Below are 19,400 nucleotides of genomic sequence, written 5' to 3' on the forward strand. Positions count from 1 at the left end.
CGCCCCTGGCGGTGTCGTGCGGGCCCGCTGACGCGGGTCGGGCTCAGCCCTTGCGCTGGTTGATCTCCTCGGTCGCGGCGGGGAGCACCGCGTGCAGGTCGCCCACGACGCCGAAGTCGACGAGCTCGAAGATCGGCGCCTCCTCGTCCTTGTTGACCGCCACGATGGTCTTGGAGGTCTGCATGCCGGCGCGGTGCTGGATCGCGCCGGAGATGCCGTTGGCGACGTAGAGCTGCGGCGAGACCGTCTTGCCGGTCTGGCCCACCTGGAAGCTGTGGGGCATCCAGCCGGAGTCGACCGCGGCGCGCGAGGCGCCCACGGCCGCGCCCAGAGCGTCGGCCAGGCCCTCGATGGGGGCGAAGTCGCCGCCGGTGCCACGACCACCGGAGACCACGATCGCGGCCTCGGTCAGCTCGGGGCGACCGGTGGCCTGGCGCGGCTGGGCGGCGACGATCTGCGCCTTCTTGGCCGCGTCGGAGACGGTGGCGGCGAACTGCTCGACCTCACCGGCGCCCGCGGTCTCCTCGGGGGTGGCGGAGTTGGGCTTGACCGTGATGATCGGGGTGCCCTTGGTGACCTTCGCCTTGACGGTGTAGTTGCCGGCGAAGACGCTCTGCGTGGTCACGCCGCCGTCCTCGACGTCGACGGCGTCGGTGATCAGCCCGGAGCCGGTCTTGATGGCCAGGCGACCGGCCACCTCCTTGCCCTCGTAGCCCGAGACCAGCAGCACCGCGGCGGGCGAGGTCTTCTCGACCAGCTGCTGCAGCGCCTCGGCCTTGGGAGCCACCAGGTAGCCCTTGATCTCGGCGTCGTCGACGACGTAGATCTTGTCGGCACCGAAGGCCTTGAGCTTCTCGGCGGCCGCGGCGGAGGCGTCGGCTCCGCCGAAGAACACCGCGGAGGGCGAGCCGAGGCGCTTGGCCAGCGCGATCAGCTCGAAGGTCGGCTTGCGGATAGCGCCGTCGACGTGGTCGACGACGACCAGGACCTCAGTCATGGGTGTGTGCTCCTCGTCCTCAGATGAACTTCTTGGAGGCGAGGAAGCCCGTGAGCGCCGTGGCGCCCGAGCCCTCCTCGTCGGTCACGATCTCGCCGGCGGTGCGCGGCGGGCGGGCCGTGGTGTCCTCGACCTCGCTCCAGGCGACCGACAGGCCGACCTCGCCGGCGTCGACGCCGATGTCGGACAGCGACCAGGTCTCCATCGGCTTCTTCTTCGCCGCCATGATCCCCTTGAAGGAGGGGTAGCGGGCCTCGCCGGTCTGGTCGGTGACCGACAGCACGAGGGGGAAGGTGGCCCCGATGACCTCGGTGGCGGTGTCGGAGTCGCGCTTGACCCGGATCTGGTCGCCCTGGGTCTCGATGACCGAGGCGAAGGTCACCTGCGGCAGGTCGAGACGCTCGGCGAGCATCGCCGGGATCACGCTGCCCGAGGCGTCGGTCGAGGCCATGCCGCACATGACCAGGTCGACGGCCTGCTCCGAGCCGGCCTTCTCGATGGCCTTGGCCAGCACCAGCGAGGTGGCGATGTAGTCGGAGCCGGCGATGGCCTCGTCGGTGACGTGGATCCCCTTGTCGGCACCCATCTGCAGCGCCTTGCGCACGGCGTCGACGGCCTTGTCGGGGCCGACGCAGAGAGCGGTGACGGTGGTGTCGTCGCCGGCCTTCTCCTTGAGCTGCAGCGCCTGCTCGACGGCGTACTCGTCGAGCTCGCTGAGCAGCCCGTCGACGCCTACGCGGTCCACGGTGTTGTCCGACTCGAACTGCCGGTCGGCAGTGGCGTCGGGCACGTACTTCACACAGACAATGATGTTCATGGCAGATGGCCTGGACGGCCCCTCCTGTGCACTCGATGTGACCTCGAGGTTACCGCCGAGTCACTTCCGGCGGTACACGCCTCACTGGTTGGCTATCTCACATGCCTGACAGCGTCGCTGTCAGGGTCCTGCGTCGCTCTGCGGCCCTGCTCAGGGACGGATGACGCGCTCGAGGACGCGGCCCACCACGAGGTAGGCGACCGCCCCGAGGCCCCAGTTGACCAGGGCGTTCTTGGTGCCGGCGTTCTGTCCGTCGAACTTCATGATGCCGTCCTCGCGGGAGAAGACCCCGAGGTCGACGGCGTCGGCGGTCTCCTTCACGAAGGACACCAGTCCGTTGTCGGGGTTGGCGTCGACCGCGATGAGCAGCGCACCGACCGCCAGGGCGAGGGCGCAGAGCACGAAGACCGCCCACACCACCTGGGCCAGGCGCAGTCGGACGGCGGCGACGGCGGCGCCACGGTCGCGCCGCGGCGCGCGCGCCGGGCTCTCGGCCGCGGTCGTCTCCTCCTGCGTCGCGGTCTCGCTCCGCTTGCCCCGTCGGTTGCCCAGTCGGTCGGCCAGTCGTGCCACGGGTGACTCCTTCGTCGGTCGGATCCTCGGGGAAGGATGGCACACCGGCCCCGAGGGGGTCCGGTGGTCTCAGCGGGCTCAGCGCCCCTCGAAGACCGCCTTGCCCGGGCCCTGCTCCACGAAGGAGGTCATGCCGATCTCGCGGTCGCGGGTGGCGAAGAGCGCCGCGAACTGCTGGCGCTCGATCTCCAGGCCGGTCTCGAGGTCGGTCTCCAGGCCGCGGTCCACGCACTCCTTGGCCGCGCGCACGGCGTACGCCGCTGCCGTGCTGAACTGGCGCGCCCAGGCCACGGCCTCCTCGTAGACCGACGCGGCGGGGTAGAGCCGGTCGACCAGGCCGATGGCCAGCGCCTCCTCGGCCCTCACGAAGCGTCCGGTGAAGATGATGTCCTTGGCGCGGCTCGGGCCGACCAGGCGGCTGAGCCGCTGGGTGCCGCCGGCGCCGGGGATGATGCCCAGCAGCACCTCGGGCTGGCCGAGCACGGCGTCGTCGGCGGCGAAGCGGACGTCGGCGGCCAGGGCCAGCTCGCAGCCCCCGCCGAGGGCGTAGCCGGTGACGGCGGCGACGACGGGCTTGGGGATGCGGGCCACCGCGGTGACCGCCGACTGCAGGGGGCCCGACCGCTTGACCATGTCGACGTGCGACATGTCGGCCATCTCCTTGACGTCGTTGCCGGCGGCGAAGACGCGCTCGCCGCCGTAGACGACGACGGCGCGCACGTCGTCGCGGTCGGTGGCCTCGGCGGCCGCGGCGCGGATCTCCTCCTGCACCTGCACGCTGATGGCGTTCATCTTCGGCCGGTCGAGCCGGATGGTGCCGACGCCGTCGGCGACCTCCAGCCGCACGAGCTCACCCATCGTCGTCCTCTTTCCCTGTCGTCGTCCTGCGGTCGTCCTGCGGTCGGTGCTGCGGTCGGTGCTGCGGTCGGTGCTGGGCCCGGGTTTGGGCGGTAGTCCTCCGGCATGCTGCCACCATCGGCGATGATGCATGCCGTGACACCGACCAAGTGGACCCACCTCGGCCAGACCTCGCCGGTCTGGCCCGGCCGCAACTGGCCCCTCGGCGCGACCTGGAGCCAGGAGTCGACCAACTTCGCGGTCTACGCCCCGGCGGCGACCGAGGCGTGGGTCTGCATCTTCGAGGACGGCCCCGAGGGCCCCGACGGGCCCGGCCCGGACGTGGAGACCCGCTACCCGCTCACCGAGCGGTCGCTGGGCATCTTCCACGGCGCCCTGCCCGCCCTGCCGCGCGGCACCCGCTACGGCTACCGCGTCGACGGCCCGTGGGACCCCGAGCGCGGCATGCGGTTCAACCCCGCAAAGCTCCTGCTCGACCCCTACGGCCTGGCGGTCTCGGGCGACTACACCCCCGATGCCGCGACCTTCGGCTACGTCCGCGGCGCGCCGTCGGAGCAGGACCACGAGGACTCCGCGCCCCACGTGCCGCGCAGCGTCGTCGTCGACACCTCCTTCGACTGGGAGGGCGACGCGCCCATGCGGCGCCGCTGGCGCGACACCGTGATCTACGAGGCCCACGTCAAGGGCATGACGCAGCTGCACCCCCGGGTCCCCGAGTGGCTGCGCGGCACCTACGCCGGCCTGGCCAACCCCGCGGTCATCGACTACCTCAAGGACCTCGGGGTCACGGCCGTCGAGCTGCTGCCCATCCACGAGTTCGTCTCCGAGCCCGGCCTGACCGAGCGCGGCGCGTCGAACTACTGGGGCTACAACTCCATCGGCTACTTCGCCCCCCACCACGCCTACGCCGCCACGGGCGACCGCGGCGAGCAGGTGGTGGAGTTCAAGAAGATGGTCAAGGCCTTCCACCAGGCCGGCCTGGAGGTCATCCTCGACGTCGTCTACAACCACACCGCCGAGGCGGGGCCGCTCGGCCCCACGCTGTCCTTCCGCGGCCTCGACGACCGCGGCTTCTACAAGCGGGTCAAGCCCACCGTGGACGACAAGACCGGGGCGTCGACCTTCGTCGACACCTACTGGGACGTCACCGGCTGCGGCAACACGGTCAACACCGACGACCCGCAGGCGCTGCGGCTCATCCTCGACTCGCTGCGCTACTGGGTCACCGAGATGCACGTCGACGGCTTCCGCTTCGACCTGATGTCGGCGCTGACCCGCACCGGCTACGACATCGACATGCGCTGCGCGCTGCTCACCGCCATCGGCCAGGACCCGATCCTGCGCCACGTGAAGCTCATCGCCGAGGCGTGGGACGCCTCGATGGACGGCTACCTCGTGGGCCGGATGCCCCCGCCGTGGGTGGAGTGGAACGACCAGTACCGCGACACCATCCGTGACTTCTGGCGGGGACAGTCCTCGGGCATCCACCGGGTCGCGACCCGGCTCGCCGGCTCGTCCGACCTCTACGCCGACGACGGCCGCTCGGCCTACAACTCGGTCAACTTCGTCACCGCCCACGACGGCTTCACGATGCGCGACGTCGTGTCCTACGACCACAAGCACAACGAGGCCAACGGCGAGGACAACCGCGACGGCACCGACAACAACCGCTCCTGGAACCACGGCGTCGAGGGCGACACCGACGACGCCGAGGTGCTCGAGCTGCGCCGGCGTCAGGCCGCCAACATGATGGCCACGCTCTGCCTGTCCAACGGCGTCCCGATGATCACCGCCGGCGACGAGCGCGGGCGCACCCAGCGCGGCAACAACAACGCCTACTGCCAGGACAACGAGCTGTCGTGGATCGACTGGTCCGACGACGACGCCTGGCTCGACGTCCTGCGCGTCACGAAGGCCGCGCTCCGGCTGCGTCGCGACCACGCCGCGCTGCGCCAGCGGCACTGGTTCGAGGGGCGACCCACCATCCGCGGCGGTCCGAAGGACCTCGCGTGGATCCACCCGACGGGCCGGGAGATGACCGACGCCGACTGGCACGACCACGGTCTGAAGACGGTCGCCCTCTTCCTGTCGGGCGCGCCGCTGCGCTCCCCCGGCCCGCGCGGGCAGCAGCAGTTCGACAGCTCGTTCATGATCTGGCTCAACTCCAGCTCGCGACCGAGCCGCATCGAGCTGCCGGTCAACGACTGGGTGCGCGCGGGGGAGGTCGTGGTGAGCACCGACGTCGAGCTGCCGGTCGGCACCGCCGTCAAGGCCGGCGACGGGTTGGTGCTGGGCAGCCGCTCGGTGCTGGTGCTCCAGCAGACCGAGTAGCCGCCGCGGCCCGGACGCACCCGGAGGTCAGGGCAGGGCCACCACGCCCAGCTCGGCGACCGAGGCCAGCAGCGGGTGCCGCGGCACGACCCGCGCGGTGTAGCCGAAGGGCCCCGAGTGGTCGAGCACGACCTCGCCGTCGAAGCGGTGGCGGCCCCCCTCGTAGGTCTCGCCGACGGCGAGGTCGACGGTGACGGTGTCGACCAGCTCGTCCTCGCCGGTGGCGCGGCCGTGCACCAGCTGCACGGTGACGTCGTCGGGCGCCAGGTCGCCGAGGGCCACGAAGGCGCGCACGCTCAGCACCGCGCCCACCTCGGGGGCGTCGCCGACCCCGCTGGACTCCACGTGCTCGACGCGCACGCCCGGCCACGCCGCGCGGACCCGCGTCTTCCAGGTCGCGAGCTCCCGGGCCCCCGACTCCTCGGCGCCCAGCGCCCGAGAGGTGGCCGCGGCCGGGGCGTAGAGGGTGCGCACGTAGTCGCGCACCATGCGGGTCGCGAGCACCTTCGGCCCCAGCGACTTCAGCGTGTGGCGCAGCATCTCGACCCACCGGGTCGGCACGCCGGCGGCGTCGACGTCGTAGAAGCGGGGCGCGACCTCGTTCTCGAGCAGCGTGTAGAGCGCGTCGGCCTCGAGGTCGTCGCGGCGCTCGGTGTCCTCCACGCCGTCGGCCGACGGGATGGCCCAGCCGTTCTCCCCGTCGTACCACTCGTCCCACCACCCGTCGAGGACGGAGAGGTTGAGCCCGCCGTTGAGCGCGGCCTTCATCCCCGAGGTGCCGCAGGCCTCGTAGGGCCGCAGGGGGTTGTTGAGCCAGACGTCGCAGCCGGGGTAGAGCGGCTGGGCCATGGCGATGTCGTAGTCGGGCAGGAAGACGATGCGGTGCCGCACCGCGGGGTCGTCGGCGAAGCGCACCAGCTCCTGGATCAGCCGCTTGCCGCCGTCGTCGGCGGGGTGCGACTTGCCCGCGATCACCAGCTGCACCGGGCGGTCGGGGTCGAGCAGGAGCCGCGTGAGGCGGGCCGGGTCGCGCAGCATCAGCGTGAGTCGCTTGTACGACGGCACCCTGCGGGCGAAGCCCACCGTCAGCACGTCGGGGTCCAGCGCGGAGTCCACCCAGCCGAGCTCGGCGCGCGAGGCGCCCCGGTGCTCCCAGGAGGCGACCAGTCGCCGGCGCGCCTCGTGCACCAGCCGCTCGCGCAGCTGCCGCTTGACCGCCCACATCCGCTCCGCCGGCACGGTGTCGACCGCCGCCCAGAAGGCCTCGGTGTCGTCGCCGTCGGGGTCGGCGCCCTCGCCGGCCGCCAGCTCGAGGATCTCCCGGGCCACCCAGGTCGGGGCGTGCACGCCGTTGGTGATCGACCCGATCGGCACCTCCGCCTCGTCGAAGGCCGGCCACAGGCCGTGGAACATGCCGCGGCTGACCTCGCCGTGCAGCAGCGAGACGCCGTTGGCGCGCTGGGCCAGGCGGAAGCCCATGACGGCCATGTTGAAGACGCCGGCGTCGCCGCCGGGGTAGTCCTCGGCGCCCAGGGCGAGGACGCGCTCCACCGGCACCCCGGGGGTCGGACCGGCGTCGGAGAAGTACTGCTCGACCAGGGTGCGCGAGAAGCGGTCGATGCCGGCCGGCACCGGCGTGTGGGTGGTGAAGACCGTGGAGGCGCGGCCGATCTCGAGCGCGGTGTCGAAGTCCAGCCCCGGTCCGGCGGGGTCGGCGGTGAGCTCGCGGATGCGCTCCAGGCCCAGGAAGCCGGCGTGGCCCTCGTTGGTGTGGAAGACCTCGGGAGCGGGGTGGCCGGTGATGCGGGCGAAGGCGCGCAGGGCGCGCACACCGCCGACGCCCAGCAGCAGCTCCTGGCGCAGGCGGTGCTCGCTGGTGCCGCCGTAGAGGCGGTCGGTGACGTCGACGTAGTGCTCGGGGTTGCCCTCGACGTCGGTGTCGAGCATGAGGAGCGGCACCCGTCCGACCGAGGCCACCCAGATCCGGGCGAGCAGCTCGGGTCCGTCGGGCATGGCCAGGCTGATGAGCGCGCGCTCCCCCGAGGGCTCGCGCAGCAGGGAGATCGGCAGCTCGTCAGGATCGAGCACCGGGTAGGTCTCCTGCTGCCACCCCTCGCGCGACAGCGCCTGGGTGAAGTACCCGTGGCGGTAGAGCAGGCCGACGCCCACCACCGGCACACCGAGGTCGCTGGCGGCCTTGAGGTGGTCGCCGGCCAGGATGCCGAGGCCCCCGGAGTACTGCGGCAGCACCGAGGTGATCCCGAACTCCGGGGAGAAGTAGGCGACCGCGCGCGGACCCTCCAGCGAGCCGCTCGCGGTGGCCCGCTGGTACCACCGCTGCGAGCCGAGGTAGGCCGCGAGGTCGGCACGGGCCTGCTCCAGTCGGCCCAGGAAGGCCTCGTCGCGGGCCAGCGCGTCGAGGCGGGCCCGCGAGACCGCACCGAGCAGGCGGACCGGGTCGCGACCGCTGGACTCCCACAGGGCGGGGTCGACGGCGGCGAACACGTCCTGCGTCGGCGGGTGCCAGCACCAGCGCAGGTTGCCCGCGAGCTCGCCGAGCGCAGCGAGGGACTCGGGCAGCACGGGACGGACGGTGAACCGGCGGATGGCGCGCATCCCGGCAAGGTAGCGGCTGGACTTGATCGTTCCAAGAGGCGCCGTCGAGGTGGGACCGCCCGGCGGCGCCGTGTCACGTTCGTGTTTTGTGGCGTGCCCGCGCATAACGTCGGGCCCGCACCCGCCGTTGTGCTGGCCATGACACCTCCCGCCAGGCGCCGTCGCACCACGGCCGCCCTCGCCCTGCTGACCGCGGCCGTGCTGCCCGGTCTCACGCAGCTGCCGGCCGTGGCCGGCACCTCCCCGGTCGCGGCCACGGCCGACCCCGCCCTGCACCCCGACGACGTGGTCACCCTCGGCGACCCGGTCGCCGGGCTGGCCGACCTCGACGTGCGCGACGCGGTCGCGCCCCTGGCCTCGCAGCGCGCCGCCGTCGCCGCGCTGGGCGACGTGGACCTGCGGTGGAACGCCTCCGGCACGCCGTCCTCGATCCTGCCCGCCGACGGCGTCCTCGGCCCCGACACCGGCACCCCCGTGCAGACCGCCCGCGCCTGGCTGGCCGACCACGCGGGCCTCTTCGGGCTGCGCGCCGCCGACCTGGCCGGCCTGGTGCTGGTCAACGACCAGGCGATGCCCGACACCGCGGCCCGCGCCGTGCTCCTGCGCCAGGACTTCGGCGGGCTGGCCCCCGCCCGGGGCGGCCTGGTCACCGTCGGCATCGCCGCCGACGGCACCGTCGCCTACGTCTCCTCCTCCCTCGCGCGCACCACCGCCGCGCCCCCGGCGGCCTCGCTCAGCCCGCTCGAGGGCTGGGTGGCCGCCGCCCGCGACGTGCGCCCCACCTTCGACACCGGACTCGTCGACGACGTCGTCGACTCCGTCTCCGGCGGCTGGACCCGGCTGCAGGTGCCGGGCTTCGCCCAGGAGCAGCAGGTGCGCCTGCGTGCCCTCCCGATGCCCGACGGCTCCGTGCGCCCCGTCCTCGAGGCCAACGTCGTCGACACCGAGGCGGGCGACGCCTTCGCCTACACCTCCCTGGTCGACGCCGTCACCGGCGACGTCCTCGTGCGGCAGAACCAGGTCGAGAACGCGATGTACGACGACGTCTTCACCGGCTCCGTCACCGCCACCGCATGCGGGCCGATGCACACCTTCGAGCTCGGCGACGACCTGACGCGGACCATCAACGCCGTCGGCATCGCCGCGCCGGTCGACGACCTCACCGTCAAGCTCTTCGGCCCCGACGGCGACCTGCTGCTGGCCCAGGACCTGCTGACCAGCCCCGAGGTGCTCACCTACACCTCCGAGGAGATCCCGGCCGGGGTCTACTCGGTGCAGGTGTGCCCCTTCGACGCGTCCTCGGTGGTCGTCGGGCAGTACGCCCTGACCGTCTCGACCAGCGACGAGGGCGCTCCCGAGACCGGCACCGGCCTGCCCGACCCGCGCTGGCGCTACTTCACCGCCAACCCCGCCATGACCAGCCTCGGCGAGGCCACACCGACCAACTCCGTCATCGGCTGCTGGGTCCAGGGCGCCGGCTGCACCACGCCGACCGGCCCCTTCCGCAACCCCGCCGCGGTCGGGCCGTGGGACACCGTCGGCGGCACCGTGCCGACGCTGACCACGGTGGGCAACAACGCCAACACCCACGAGGCCTGGGGCAGCCCGCTGACCCCGGGCGGCTTCTTCCAGGCACCGGTCTCCCCCACCCGTGACTACACCACCGAGTTCACCGACGCCTGGAACAACTCCCGGTGCGATCCCGCCCAGCTCGTGCCGGGCGGCAACGACATCGACGCCTCGGTGGGCAACCTGTTCGTCTCGCACAACCGCATGCACGACTACTCCTACTACCTCGGCTTCACCGAGGAGAACTACAACCTCCAGCTCGACAACCACGGGCGCGGCGGCGTCGGCGGCGACCAGGAGATCGGCAACGCCCAGGCCGGAGCCCTCACGGGCGCGACGTACCTCACCGGCCTCGGGCGCGACAACGCCAACCAGATCGCCCTGCAGGACGGCATCCCCGGCATCACCAACCAGTACCTCTTCCAGCCCATCGCCGGGGCCTTCTACGCCCCCTGCACCGACGGCGGGCTCGACATGGGCATCGTCGGCCACGAGTACACCCACGCCATCAGCAACCGGATGGTCGCCGGGCCCGACGAGGGCCTGACCTCCGAGCAGGGCGGCGCGATGGGTGAGTCGTGGAGCGACCTGGTGGCCGCGGAGTACCAGTTCAGCCACGGCTACGACAACGGCGGCAACATCTGGGCCGTCGGCGTCTACGCCACCGGCAACACGTCGGTGGCCATCCGCGACTACTCCATCGACGAGAACCCGCTGAACTACTCCGACTACGGCTTCGACACCACCGGCGCGGAGGTCCACGCCGACGGGGAGATCTGGAACGGCACCCAGTGGTCGGTGCGCCAGGCGCTCGTGCGCAAGTGGGACGACCGCTTCCCCTACGCCGACGAGCGGCTCCAGCTGCGCTGCGCCCAGGGTGACCAGACCGTCTCGCCGCTGCCGGCCAACCTGTGCCCGGGCAACCGCCGCTGGGTCCAGCTGATGTTCGACTCCTTCCTGCTCCAGCAGGGCGCCACCTCGATGCTCGACGCCCGCGACGCCATGCTGGCCGCCGACCGGATGCGCTTCGAGGGCAAGGACCAGGCCGTCATGTGGAAGGCCTTCGCCCAGCGCGGCATGGGCGAGGGCGCCTCGGTGCCCGACGCCGACTCCGAGGCCACCGTGCCCAGCTTCGCCTCCCCCCGCCAGCGCAACGGCGCCGTGCGCTTCACCGGTGCGGCTCCCGACACCGAGGTCTACGTCGGCCACTACGAGGCCCGCGCCACCCCGGTGGCCGACCTGTCCCGGTCGACCCGACGGCTGCGGGACACCGCCGCCTTCGTGCCGGGCCGCTACGAGATGCTCGCGGTCTCGGAGAAGCAGGGCTTCCGCCGCTTCACCATGACGGTGCGCCCCGGTGCCCAGACCGTGCGGATCGGCGGGGCCACCAACCTCGCCGCGAAGGCGTCCGGCGCCACGGTCCTCGCCGCCACCGAGGGCTCGCGCAACGCCGCCTTCCTCATCGACGGCACCGAGGCCACCAACTGGGGCGGCGTGACCACGCAGAACGTCGACGTCTCCCGCCCCTCGGTGTCGGTGGACCTCGCCGGCGGCCGGCACACGATCCGCCGGGTCCAGGTCAGCGCCCTGCTGACCCCCGCCCCGGCCGACCCCGAGGCGCTGCCGCTGGCCGTCGACGAGGACCCCGACTCCGGCTCCCGCTTCACCGCGCTGCGGAAGTTCGCGATCGAGGTGTGCACCTCGGGCTGCTCGGGCCCGCGGGCCACCTGGAAGCGGGTCTTCGTGTCGCAGGCCGACGCCTTCCCGGGCAGGCGCCCCCGCCCGGTGGCGCCCGACCAGACCATGCGCAGCTTCCGCATCGGCGCTGTCCAGGCCTCGGCCGTGCGCCTGGTGACCCTGGAGAACCAGTGCACCGGCTTCGCCGGCTACGCCGGTGAGTCCGACGCCGACCCGCTCAACGACACCGACTGCGCCACGGCCTCCGACCGCGGCACGATCGTTCACGCCGCGGAGCTGCAGGTCTTCACCCGCTGAGTCGCGCGGGCCCGGGCCCGCCGCCGTACGTCGACACCCCTGCGGTCACCCGCAGGGGTGTCGACGCGTCTCCTGCCTTGCAACGCCGCGGGCCGGCCGGTTGGGTGGACGCATGGTCGGACGCATCCCAGTCATGAACGTCATGCCCCTCGTCGACCTCGGTCGGCTCCCCGCGAAGGCCACCGTGGGCGAGCCGATGCCGGTGTCGGCCACGGTCTTCCGCGAGGGCCACGACAAGCTCGGCGCCGAGGTGGTGCTGGTCGGCCCCGACGGGGAGCGCCGCGCCCCCGTGCGCATGGCCAAGCACCCCACGACGCCCGACCACTACGAGGCGTGGGTGACCCCCGACGCCGGTGGCGCCTGGTCCTTCGAGGTGCACGCCTGGTCCGACCCGATCGCCACCTGGCAGCACGCCGCGGGCCTCAAGGTGCCCGCCGGCGTCGACGTCGACCTGATGTTCACCGAGGGCCGCCTGCTGCTCGAGCAGGTGCGCGAGCACCTGGCCGCCGACGACCGTCGGGGCGCCGAGCTGGTGGCGGCCGGTCTGGCCGCCGCGGTCGACGAGCAGCGCCCGGTCGAGGCACGCCTGGCCGCCCTCCAGGACCCCGCCCTCGAGGCGGTGCTGCTGGCCCACCCCGTGCGCGAGCTGGTCACCGTCGAGGGCCCCTTCCCGCTCTACGCCGACCGCCCCCGGGCGCTCTTCGGCAGCTGGTACGAGTTCTTCCCGCGCTCGGAGGGCGCGACCCGAGACGAGACCACGGGAGCGGTCACCAGCGGCACGTTCCGCACGGCGGCGAAGCGGCTCGACGCGGTCGCGGCCATGGGCTTCGACGTGCTCTACCTGCCCCCGATCCACCCCATCGGCGAGGTCAACCGCAAGGGACCCAACAACACCCTGACCCCCGGCCCCGACGACCCGGGCTCGCCGTGGGCGATCGGGTCCAAGCACGGCGGCCACGACGCGATCCACCCCGACCTGGGCACGCTCGAGGACTTCGACGCCTTCGTGGCCCGCGCGCGCGAGCTCGACATCGAGGTCGCCCTCGACCTCGCGCTCCAGGCGGCGCCCGACCACCCGTGGGTGACCACCAACCCCGAGTTCTTCACCACCCGCGCCGACGGCACCATCGCCTACGCCGAGAACCCGCCGAAGAAGTACCAGGACATCTACCCGGTCAACTTCGACAACGACCCCCGCGGCATCTGCCGCGAGGTGCTGCGGGTCGTGCGGCACTGGATGGCCCACGGCGTGCGGATCTTCCGGGTCGACAACCCCCACACCAAGCCGGTGGCCTTCTGGGAGTGGCTGCTCAAGGAGGTGCGCCGCACCGATCCCGACGTGCTCTTCCTGGCCGAGGCCTTCACCCGCCCGGCGATGATGCGCGGGCTGGGCGCCGTCGGCTTCCACCAGTCCTACACCTACTTCACCTGGCGCACCGCCAAGTGGGAGATCGAGGACTACCTGCGCGAGCTGTCCTCGGAGACCGACCACATGATGCGGCCGAACTTCTTCGTCAACACCCCCGACATCCTCCACGGCTTCCTGCAGTACGGCGGCCCCGCCGCGTTCAAGATCCGCGCCGCGCTGGCCGCCACCAGCTCCCCCACGTGGGGGGTCTACGCCGGCTACGAGCTCTACGAGCACGTCGCGGTGCGCCCCGGCAGCGAGGAGTACCTCGACTCGGAGAAGTACCAGATCCGCATCCGCGACTGGGAGGGCGCCGAGGCCGAGGGCCGCACGCTCGCGCCGTACCTCACGCGGCTCAACGAGATCCGGCGCGCCCACCCCGCGCTCCAGCAGCTGCGCAACGTGGTGATCCACGCCAGCGACGACGAGAACGTGCTCGTCTACAGCAAGCAGGTGCCCCCGGGCAGTGCCGCGGGGGCCGGTCGCGACGACACGGTGCTCGTCGTGCTCAACCTCGACCCCCACGCCACCCGCGAGACCACCGTCCACCTCGACCTGCCCGCGATGGGCATGGAGTGGGGCGACTCCTTCCTCGTCACCGACGAGATCTCCGGCGAGGCCTGGACCTGGAGCCAGCACAACTACGTGCGCCTCGACCCCCACCACGAGCCCGCCCACGTCTTCTCCGTCAGGAGGACCGCATGAGCACCAGCCCCGACACCCGCCCTGAGACCCGCACCGAGACCCGCACCGACCCGGTCGAGGACCAGCACGACGGCCCCGGACCGGCGCCCGAGGGTCCGCCGCTGGGCGCCGACCCCGTCGAGGACGGCCACACCAGCTCCGGCGTCGACGCCGGGGAGGCGGCGTACTCCACGCCCGACTGGTTCAAGACCGCCGTGTTCTACGAGGTGCTGGTCCGCTCCTTCCGCGACTCCAACGGCGACGGCACCGGCGACTTCCGCGGCCTGGTCGAGAAGCTGGACTACCTCGAGTGGCTGGGCGTCGACTGCCTGTGGATCCCGCCGTTCTTCCCGAGCCCGCTGCGCGACGGCGGCTACGACGTCGCCGACTACACCGGCGTGCTGCCCCAGATCGGCTCGATCGAGGACTTCCGCTACTTCCTCGAGCAGGCCCACGAGCGCGGCATCCGCGTGATCATCGACTTCGTCATGAACCACACCAGCGACCAGCACCCGTGGTTCCAGGCCAGCCGCTCCGACCCCGACGGCCCCTACGGCGACTTCTACGTCTGGTCCGACACCGACGAGCTCTACTCCGACGCCCGCATCATCTTCGTCGACACCGAGCCCTCGAACTGGACCTGGGACCCCGTGCGCCAGCAGTACTTCTGGCACCGCTTCTTCTCCCACCAGCCCGACCTCAACTTCGACAACCCGAAGGTCCACGAGGCGATGATCGAGGCCATGTCGTTCTGGCTCGACATGGGCCTCGACGGCTTCCGCCTCGACGCCGTGCCCTACCTCTACGAGCGCCCCGGCACCGACGGCGAGAACCTCCCCGAGACCCACGACTTCCTGCGCACCGTCAGGTCCTACGTCGACGAGCACTACCCGGGTCGCGTGCTGCTGTGCGAGGCCAACCAGTGGCCCAACGACGTGGTGGAGTACTTCGGCGACTTCGAGTCCGGCGGCGACGAGTGCCACATGGCCTTCCACTTCCCGGTGATGCCGCGCATCTTCATGGCCGTGCGCCGCGAGTCGCGCTTCCCGATCTCGGAGATCCTCGAGCAGACCCCGGCGATCCCCCACAACTGCCAGTGGGGCATCTTCCTGCGCAACCACGACGAGCTGACCCTGGAGATGGTCACCGACGAGGACCGCGACTACATGTGGTCGGAGTACGCCAAGGACCCCCGCATGAAGGCCAACATCGGCATCCGCCGACGGCTGGCGCCGCTGCTGGAGAACGACACCAACCAGATCGAGCTCTTCAACGCGCTCCTGCTCTCGCTGCCCGGCAGCCCGGTGCTCTACTACGGCGACGAGATCGGCATGGGCGACAACATCTGGCTCGGCGACCGCGACGGCGTGCGCACCCCGATGCAGTGGACCTCCGACCGCAACGCCGGCTTCTCCTCGGCCAACCCCGGCCGCCTGGACCTGCCGGTGGTGCAGGACGCGATCTACGGCTACGAGTCGGTCAACGTCGAGGCGCAGCTGGAGAACTCCTCCTCGCTGCTGCACTGGACGCGCCGCATGATCCACGCGCGTCGCAACCACCCGGCCTTCGGTCTCGGCGACTTCCACGACCTCGGCGGCTCCAACTCCACGGTGCTCTCCTACGTGCGCACCCACGTCGCCGACGACGGCACCGAGGACACCATCCTCTGCGTCAACAACCTCTCCCGCTTCCCGCAGCCGGTCGAGCTCGACCTGCGCCGCTACGAGGGCTGCCGGCCCGTGGAGCTGCTGGGTGGGGTCTCCTTCCCCGAGATCGGCGAGCTGCCCTACCTGCTGACCCTGGCCGGCTACGGGTTCTACTGGTTCCGCCTGACACCGAGCGACAAGCCGCACGAGGGACAGCTGCTGTGAGCGACCCGACGACACCCCCGACCACGCCCCCGACCACGCCCCCGACCCACCTGGACCCCCAGGTCTTCGTCGACTACCTGGGCCGCACCCGCTGGTTCGCCGGCAAGGGCCGCCCCTTCGCGGTCAGCGCGATCCGCCGCATCGGGATCCTGCCCGGCCAGGTGGAGGGCCCGCCCACCGTGGCGGTGCACCTCGTCGAGCTGACCTACTCCGACGTCGCCGCCGACGCGCCCGACGCCGTGGAGCTCTACCAGGTGCCGCTGGCCTTCTACACCGACCCCGAGCCCCGCCTCGACCACGCCTTCATCGGCTGGTGGGAGGAGCCGGGCCTGGGCTGGGTCCACGCCTACGACGCGCTCCACGACCGCCGTGCGATGGCGGGCTGGCTGCGCTCCTTCCACCAGGCCGCCTCGCGCCCCGGCGGCAACATGACCGACGAGCGCAGCACCATGGCCTTCCACCGGCTGCCCGGCCACGAGCTCGACACCGACGTGCACTCCACGCTCTTCTCCGGTGAGCAGTCGAACTCCTCGGTGGCCTACGGCGAGGACTCGCTGATGAAGGTCTTCCGCAAGGTGACCGTGGGCGTCAACCCCGACATCCAGGTGCACGAGGTCCTCACCCGCTCCGACAGCGACAAGGTGGCCGCTCTCTACGGCTGGCTGGACTGGATGGACGAGACCGCCGACGGCGGCACGGGCGCGGTGGTGCAGCTGGCGATGCTGCAGCAGTTCCTCCGCACCGCCAGCGACGGCTGGGACCTCGCCCTGTCCAGCGTGCGCAACCTCTTCGCCGACCCCGAGCTGCACGCCCACGAGGTCGGTGGCGACTTCGCCGGCGAGGCCACCCGGCTCGGCGAGGCCCTGCGCGAGATCCACGCCCTGCTGGCCGAGCAGTTCCCGACCCGGGTGCTGGGCGCCGAGGAGACCGCGGGGATCGGTGCGGCCATGACCGCGCGGCTCGAGGCGGCCACCGCGGTGCAGCCGGGCCTCGCGACCCACGCCGCGGGCCTGCGCGCCGCCTACGACCGCGTCGCCTCGCTCGGCGAGGTCGAGGTGCAGCGCGTGCACGGCGACCTGCACCTGGGCCAGACCCTGCGCACCGCCAAGGGCTGGAAGATCGTCGACTTCGAGGGCGAGCCGGCCAAGCCCCTGCACGAGCGGCTGCTGCCCGACTCCCCCTGGCGCGACGTCGCCGGCATGCTGCGCTCCTTCGACTACGCCCCGCGCGTGGTCGAGCGCCAGCTGCTGGAGGAGGACCCCTCCGGCGCCGAGCAGCGCGGCGTGCGCGCCGCCGAGTGGGCCCACCGCAGCCGCAACCACTTCCTCACCGCCTACAGCGGTGGTGACATGAGCGAGGCCGAGCACGTGCTGCTCGCCGCCTACCTCGCCGACAAGGCGGTCTACGAGACCGTCTACGAGACCCGCAACCGTCCGGCCTGGGTGGACATCCCGCTCGCGGCCGTGGCTGAGATCGGAGCGGCATGACCCCGCAGAGCCAGCACCCCGTCCCCGTCCCCACCGAGGAGCTCGACCTGCTCGTCTCGGGGCAGCACGGCGACCCGCACGCGGTGCTCGGCGCCCACCCGGGCCCCGGCGGCGTGACGGTGCGCGCGCTGAGGCCGCTCGCCTCCAGCGTCACCGTGCGCGGCGCCTGGGGCGAGACCGCGCTGACCCACGAGCACGAGGGCGTCTGGGTCGGTGTGCTCCCCGTCGACGAGGTGCCCGACTACCGGCTGCTGGTCGCCTACGACGGCGAGCCGCACGAGGTCGACGACCCCTACCGCTTCCTGCCGACCGTGCGCGAGATGGACCTCCACCTCATCAACGAGGGCCGCCACGAGCTGCTGTGGACCGTGCTCGGCGCCCACGTGCGCCACTACGAGGGCGGGGTGTCCGGCACGTCGTTCGCGGTCTGGGCACCCGCGGCGCGCGGCGTGCGGCTGATCTCGGAGGTCAACGGCTGGGACGGTCGTCAGCACCCGATGCGCCAGCTCGGCACGTCGGGGGTCTGGGAGCTCTTCGTCCCGGGCGTCGGCAGCGGCACGGCGTACAAGTTCGCTATCCTCACCGCCGAGGGCCGCTGGCTGGAGAAGGCCGACCCGATGGCGGCGTGGGCCGAGGTGCCCGCCGCGACCGCCTCGAAGGTCTACGAGTCGACCCACACCTGGGCCGACCAGGAGTGGATGGAGGCGCGGGCCGCCAAGCAGCCGGTCGCCGAGGCGATGAGCGTCTACGAGATGCACCTGGCGTCGTGGAAGAAGCACCACGACGGCTCGATGTGGGACTACGACGCGCTGGCCGACGACCTGGTCGGCTACCTCGCCGACCTCGCCTTCACCCACGTCGAGCTGATGCCGGTGATGCAGCACCCCTTCGGCGGCTCGTGGGGCTACCACGTCACCTCCTACTTCGCCCCCGACTCCCGCTTCGGCGACCCCGACGGCTTCCGCCGCCTCGTCGACCGGCTGCACCAGGCCGGCATCGGCGTCATCCTCGACTGGGTGCCCGGCCACTTCGCCACCGACGAGTGGGCGCTGGCCCGCTTCGACGGCACCCCGCTCTACGAGGACCCCAACCCCCAGCGCGGCTGGCACAAGGAGTGGGGCTCCCACATCTTCAACTTCGGGCGGCCGGAGGTGCGCAACTTCCTCTACGCCAACGCGATCTACTGGCTCGAGGAGTTCCACGCCGACGGGCTGCGCGTCGACGGCGTCGCCTCGATGCTCTACCTCGACTACTCCCGCGAGGAGGGCGAGTGGACCCCCAACGTCCACGGGGGGCGGGAGAACCTCGAGGCCGTGCAGTTCCTGCAGGAGATGAACGCCACCGCCTACAAGCGGGTGCCCGGGATCGTGACCATCGCCGAGGAGTCGACCTCCTGGCCCGGCGTGACCCGCCCGACCTCCGCCGACGGTCTGGGCTTCGGCTTCAAGTGGAACATGGGCTGGATGCACGACTCGCTCGACTACGTCGCCCACGAGCCGGTCCACCGCGCCCACCACCACGGCGAGATGACCTTCTCCCTCGTCTACGCCTGGTCGGAGAACTACGTGCTCCCGATCAGCCACGACGAGGTCGTGCACGGCAAGGGGTCGCTGCTGCGCAAGATGCCCGGCGACCGCTGGCAGCAGCTGGCCAACCTGCGCGCCTACCTCGGCTTCATGTGGGCCCACCCCGGCAAGCAGCTGCTGTTCATGGGCGCCGAGATGGGCCAGGAGTCGGAGTGGGCGGAGTCGCGCGAGCTCGACTGGTGGCTGCTGGACCACCCCGAGCACCGCGGCGTGCACTCCCTGGTGCGCGACCTCAACCGCACCTACGTCGACACCCCGGCGCTGTGGGCGCTCGACCACGACCCGAGCGGCTTCCGCTGGATCGACGCCAACGACGCCGGCCGCAACACGTTCTCCTTCGTGCGCCACGGCGGCGAGGGCGCGGCCGACCTGGTCTGCGTGACGAACTTCTCCGCGATCCCCCACCACGACTACCGGCTCGGCCTGCCCGCGGCCGGTGAGTGGGAGGAGGTGCTCAACACCGACTCCAGCGGCTACACCGGCTCCGGCGTCGGCAACCTCGGCTCGGTCACGGCCGTGCCGGGCGAGCACGTCGGTCAGCCGGCCCACGCCGACGTCGTGGTGCCGCCGCTCGCGACCGTCTGGCTGCGCCGCCGGCCCTGACCCGG

At 72.1% G+C, this 19,400-nt stretch carries 11 protein-coding genes; 6 read left to right on the forward strand and 5 right to left on the reverse strand.

Going from position 1 to position 19,400, the window contains the following annotated elements; genetic code table 11:
* Window positions 1–43: 43 nt before the first annotated feature.
* From IR170_RS02450 to IR170_RS02465, 4 genes are all read right to left on the reverse strand, one after another.
* Window positions 44–997 carry an electron transfer flavoprotein subunit alpha/FixB family protein gene (locus IR170_RS02450; RefSeq protein ID WP_056864168.1) on the reverse strand — a complete coding sequence of 318 codons (954 nt, stop codon included), beginning with the start codon at window positions 995–997 and terminating at the stop codon, window positions 44–46.
* Between the two features lie 19 nt (window positions 998–1,016).
* Window positions 1,017–1,814, reverse strand: coding sequence for an electron transfer flavoprotein subunit beta/FixA family protein (locus IR170_RS02455; protein WP_056864167.1), 798 nt, complete (start codon window positions 1,812–1,814; stop codon window positions 1,017–1,019).
* A gap of 150 nt (window positions 1,815–1,964) precedes the next feature.
* Complete coding sequence (locus tag IR170_RS02460) at window positions 1,965–2,387, reverse strand: hypothetical protein (RefSeq protein ID WP_319804879.1); 423 nt, start codon at window positions 2,385–2,387, stop codon at window positions 1,965–1,967.
* A 78-nt stretch (window positions 2,388–2,465) separates the two neighbouring features.
* The gene (locus tag IR170_RS02465) at window positions 2,466–3,245 is read right to left on the reverse strand and encodes an enoyl-CoA hydratase/isomerase family protein (RefSeq protein WP_193661072.1); all 780 of its coding nucleotides are present in this window, start codon (window positions 3,243–3,245) and stop codon (window positions 2,466–2,468) included.
* A 135-nt stretch (window positions 3,246–3,380) separates the two neighbouring features.
* On the opposite strand from IR170_RS02465, the gene glgX reads away from it, so the two are divergent.
* The gene (glgX, locus tag IR170_RS02470; RefSeq protein WP_319804880.1) at window positions 3,381–5,576 is read left to right on the forward strand and encodes a glycogen debranching protein GlgX; all 2,196 of its coding nucleotides are present in this window, start codon (window positions 3,381–3,383) and stop codon (window positions 5,574–5,576) included.
* A gap of 27 nt (window positions 5,577–5,603) precedes the next feature.
* Here glgX and glgP read toward each other — a convergent pair whose 3' ends face one another.
* A complete protein-coding gene (glgP, locus tag IR170_RS02475; RefSeq protein ID WP_193661073.1) occupies window positions 5,604–8,192 on the reverse strand; it encodes an alpha-glucan family phosphorylase in 2,589 nt (862 codons plus the stop codon).
* Between the two features lie 138 nt (window positions 8,193–8,330).
* Here glgP and IR170_RS02480 point away from each other — a divergent pair, with 138 nt between their 5' ends.
* The 5 genes from IR170_RS02480 to glgB all read left to right on the forward strand — a co-directional run bounded on the left by IR170_RS02480 (window position 8,331) and on the right by glgB (window position 19,395).
* A complete protein-coding gene (locus IR170_RS02480; protein WP_193661074.1) occupies window positions 8,331–11,756 on the forward strand; it encodes a M36 family metallopeptidase in 3,426 nt (1,141 codons plus the stop codon).
* A 112-nt stretch (window positions 11,757–11,868) separates the two neighbouring features.
* The gene (locus IR170_RS02485) at window positions 11,869–13,869 is read left to right on the forward strand and encodes an alpha-1,4-glucan--maltose-1-phosphate maltosyltransferase (RefSeq protein ID WP_193661075.1); all 2,001 of its coding nucleotides are present in this window, start codon (window positions 11,869–11,871) and stop codon (window positions 13,867–13,869) included.
* Window positions 13,866–15,719, forward strand: coding sequence for a maltose alpha-D-glucosyltransferase (gene treS, locus IR170_RS02490; RefSeq protein ID WP_082500235.1), 1,854 nt, complete (start codon window positions 13,866–13,868; stop codon window positions 15,717–15,719). The genes IR170_RS02485 and treS overlap by 4 nt, the downstream gene beginning before the upstream one ends.
* The gene (locus tag IR170_RS02495) at window positions 15,716–17,206 is read left to right on the forward strand and encodes a maltokinase N-terminal cap-like domain-containing protein (RefSeq protein WP_193661076.1); all 1,491 of its coding nucleotides are present in this window, start codon (window positions 15,716–15,718) and stop codon (window positions 17,204–17,206) included. The genes treS and IR170_RS02495 overlap by 4 nt, the downstream gene beginning before the upstream one ends.
* The gene (glgB, locus tag IR170_RS02500; protein WP_193661077.1) at window positions 17,203–19,395 is read left to right on the forward strand and encodes a 1,4-alpha-glucan branching protein GlgB; all 2,193 of its coding nucleotides are present in this window, start codon (window positions 17,203–17,205) and stop codon (window positions 19,393–19,395) included. The genes IR170_RS02495 and glgB overlap by 4 nt, the downstream gene beginning before the upstream one ends.
* The last annotated feature ends 5 nt before the right edge of the window (window positions 19,396–19,400 follow it).

Source organism: Nocardioides kribbensis (assembly GCF_015070375.1).
In the GTDB taxonomy this organism is placed as follows: Bacteria; Actinomycetota; Actinomycetes; order Propionibacteriales; family Nocardioidaceae; genus Nocardioides; species Nocardioides kribbensis.

Excerpts from the sequence above, each read along its gene's own strand:
- IR170_RS02450 (WP_056864168.1), bottom strand. The coding sequence starts at position 997 with ATGACTGAGGTCCTGGTCGTCGTCGACCACGTCGACGGCGCTATCCGC.
- IR170_RS02480 (WP_193661074.1), top strand. The coding sequence starts at position 8,331 with ATGACACCTCCCGCCAGGCGCCGTCGCACCACGGCCGCCCTCGCCCTG.
- treS (WP_082500235.1), top strand. The coding sequence starts at position 13,866 with ATGAGCACCAGCCCCGACACCCGCCCTGAGACCCGCACCGAGACCCGC.
- IR170_RS02485 (WP_193661075.1), top strand. The coding sequence starts at position 11,869 with ATGGTCGGACGCATCCCAGTCATGAACGTCATGCCCCTCGTCGACCTC.
- IR170_RS02455 (WP_056864167.1), bottom strand. The coding sequence starts at position 1,814 with ATGAACATCATTGTCTGTGTGAAGTACGTGCCCGACGCCACTGCCGAC.
- glgB (WP_193661077.1), top strand. The coding sequence starts at position 17,203 with ATGACCCCGCAGAGCCAGCACCCCGTCCCCGTCCCCACCGAGGAGCTC.
- IR170_RS02465 (WP_193661072.1), bottom strand. The coding sequence starts at position 3,245 with ATGGGTGAGCTCGTGCGGCTGGAGGTCGCCGACGGCGTCGGCACCATC.
- glgP (WP_193661073.1), bottom strand. The coding sequence starts at position 8,192 with ATGCGCGCCATCCGCCGGTTCACCGTCCGTCCCGTGCTGCCCGAGTCC.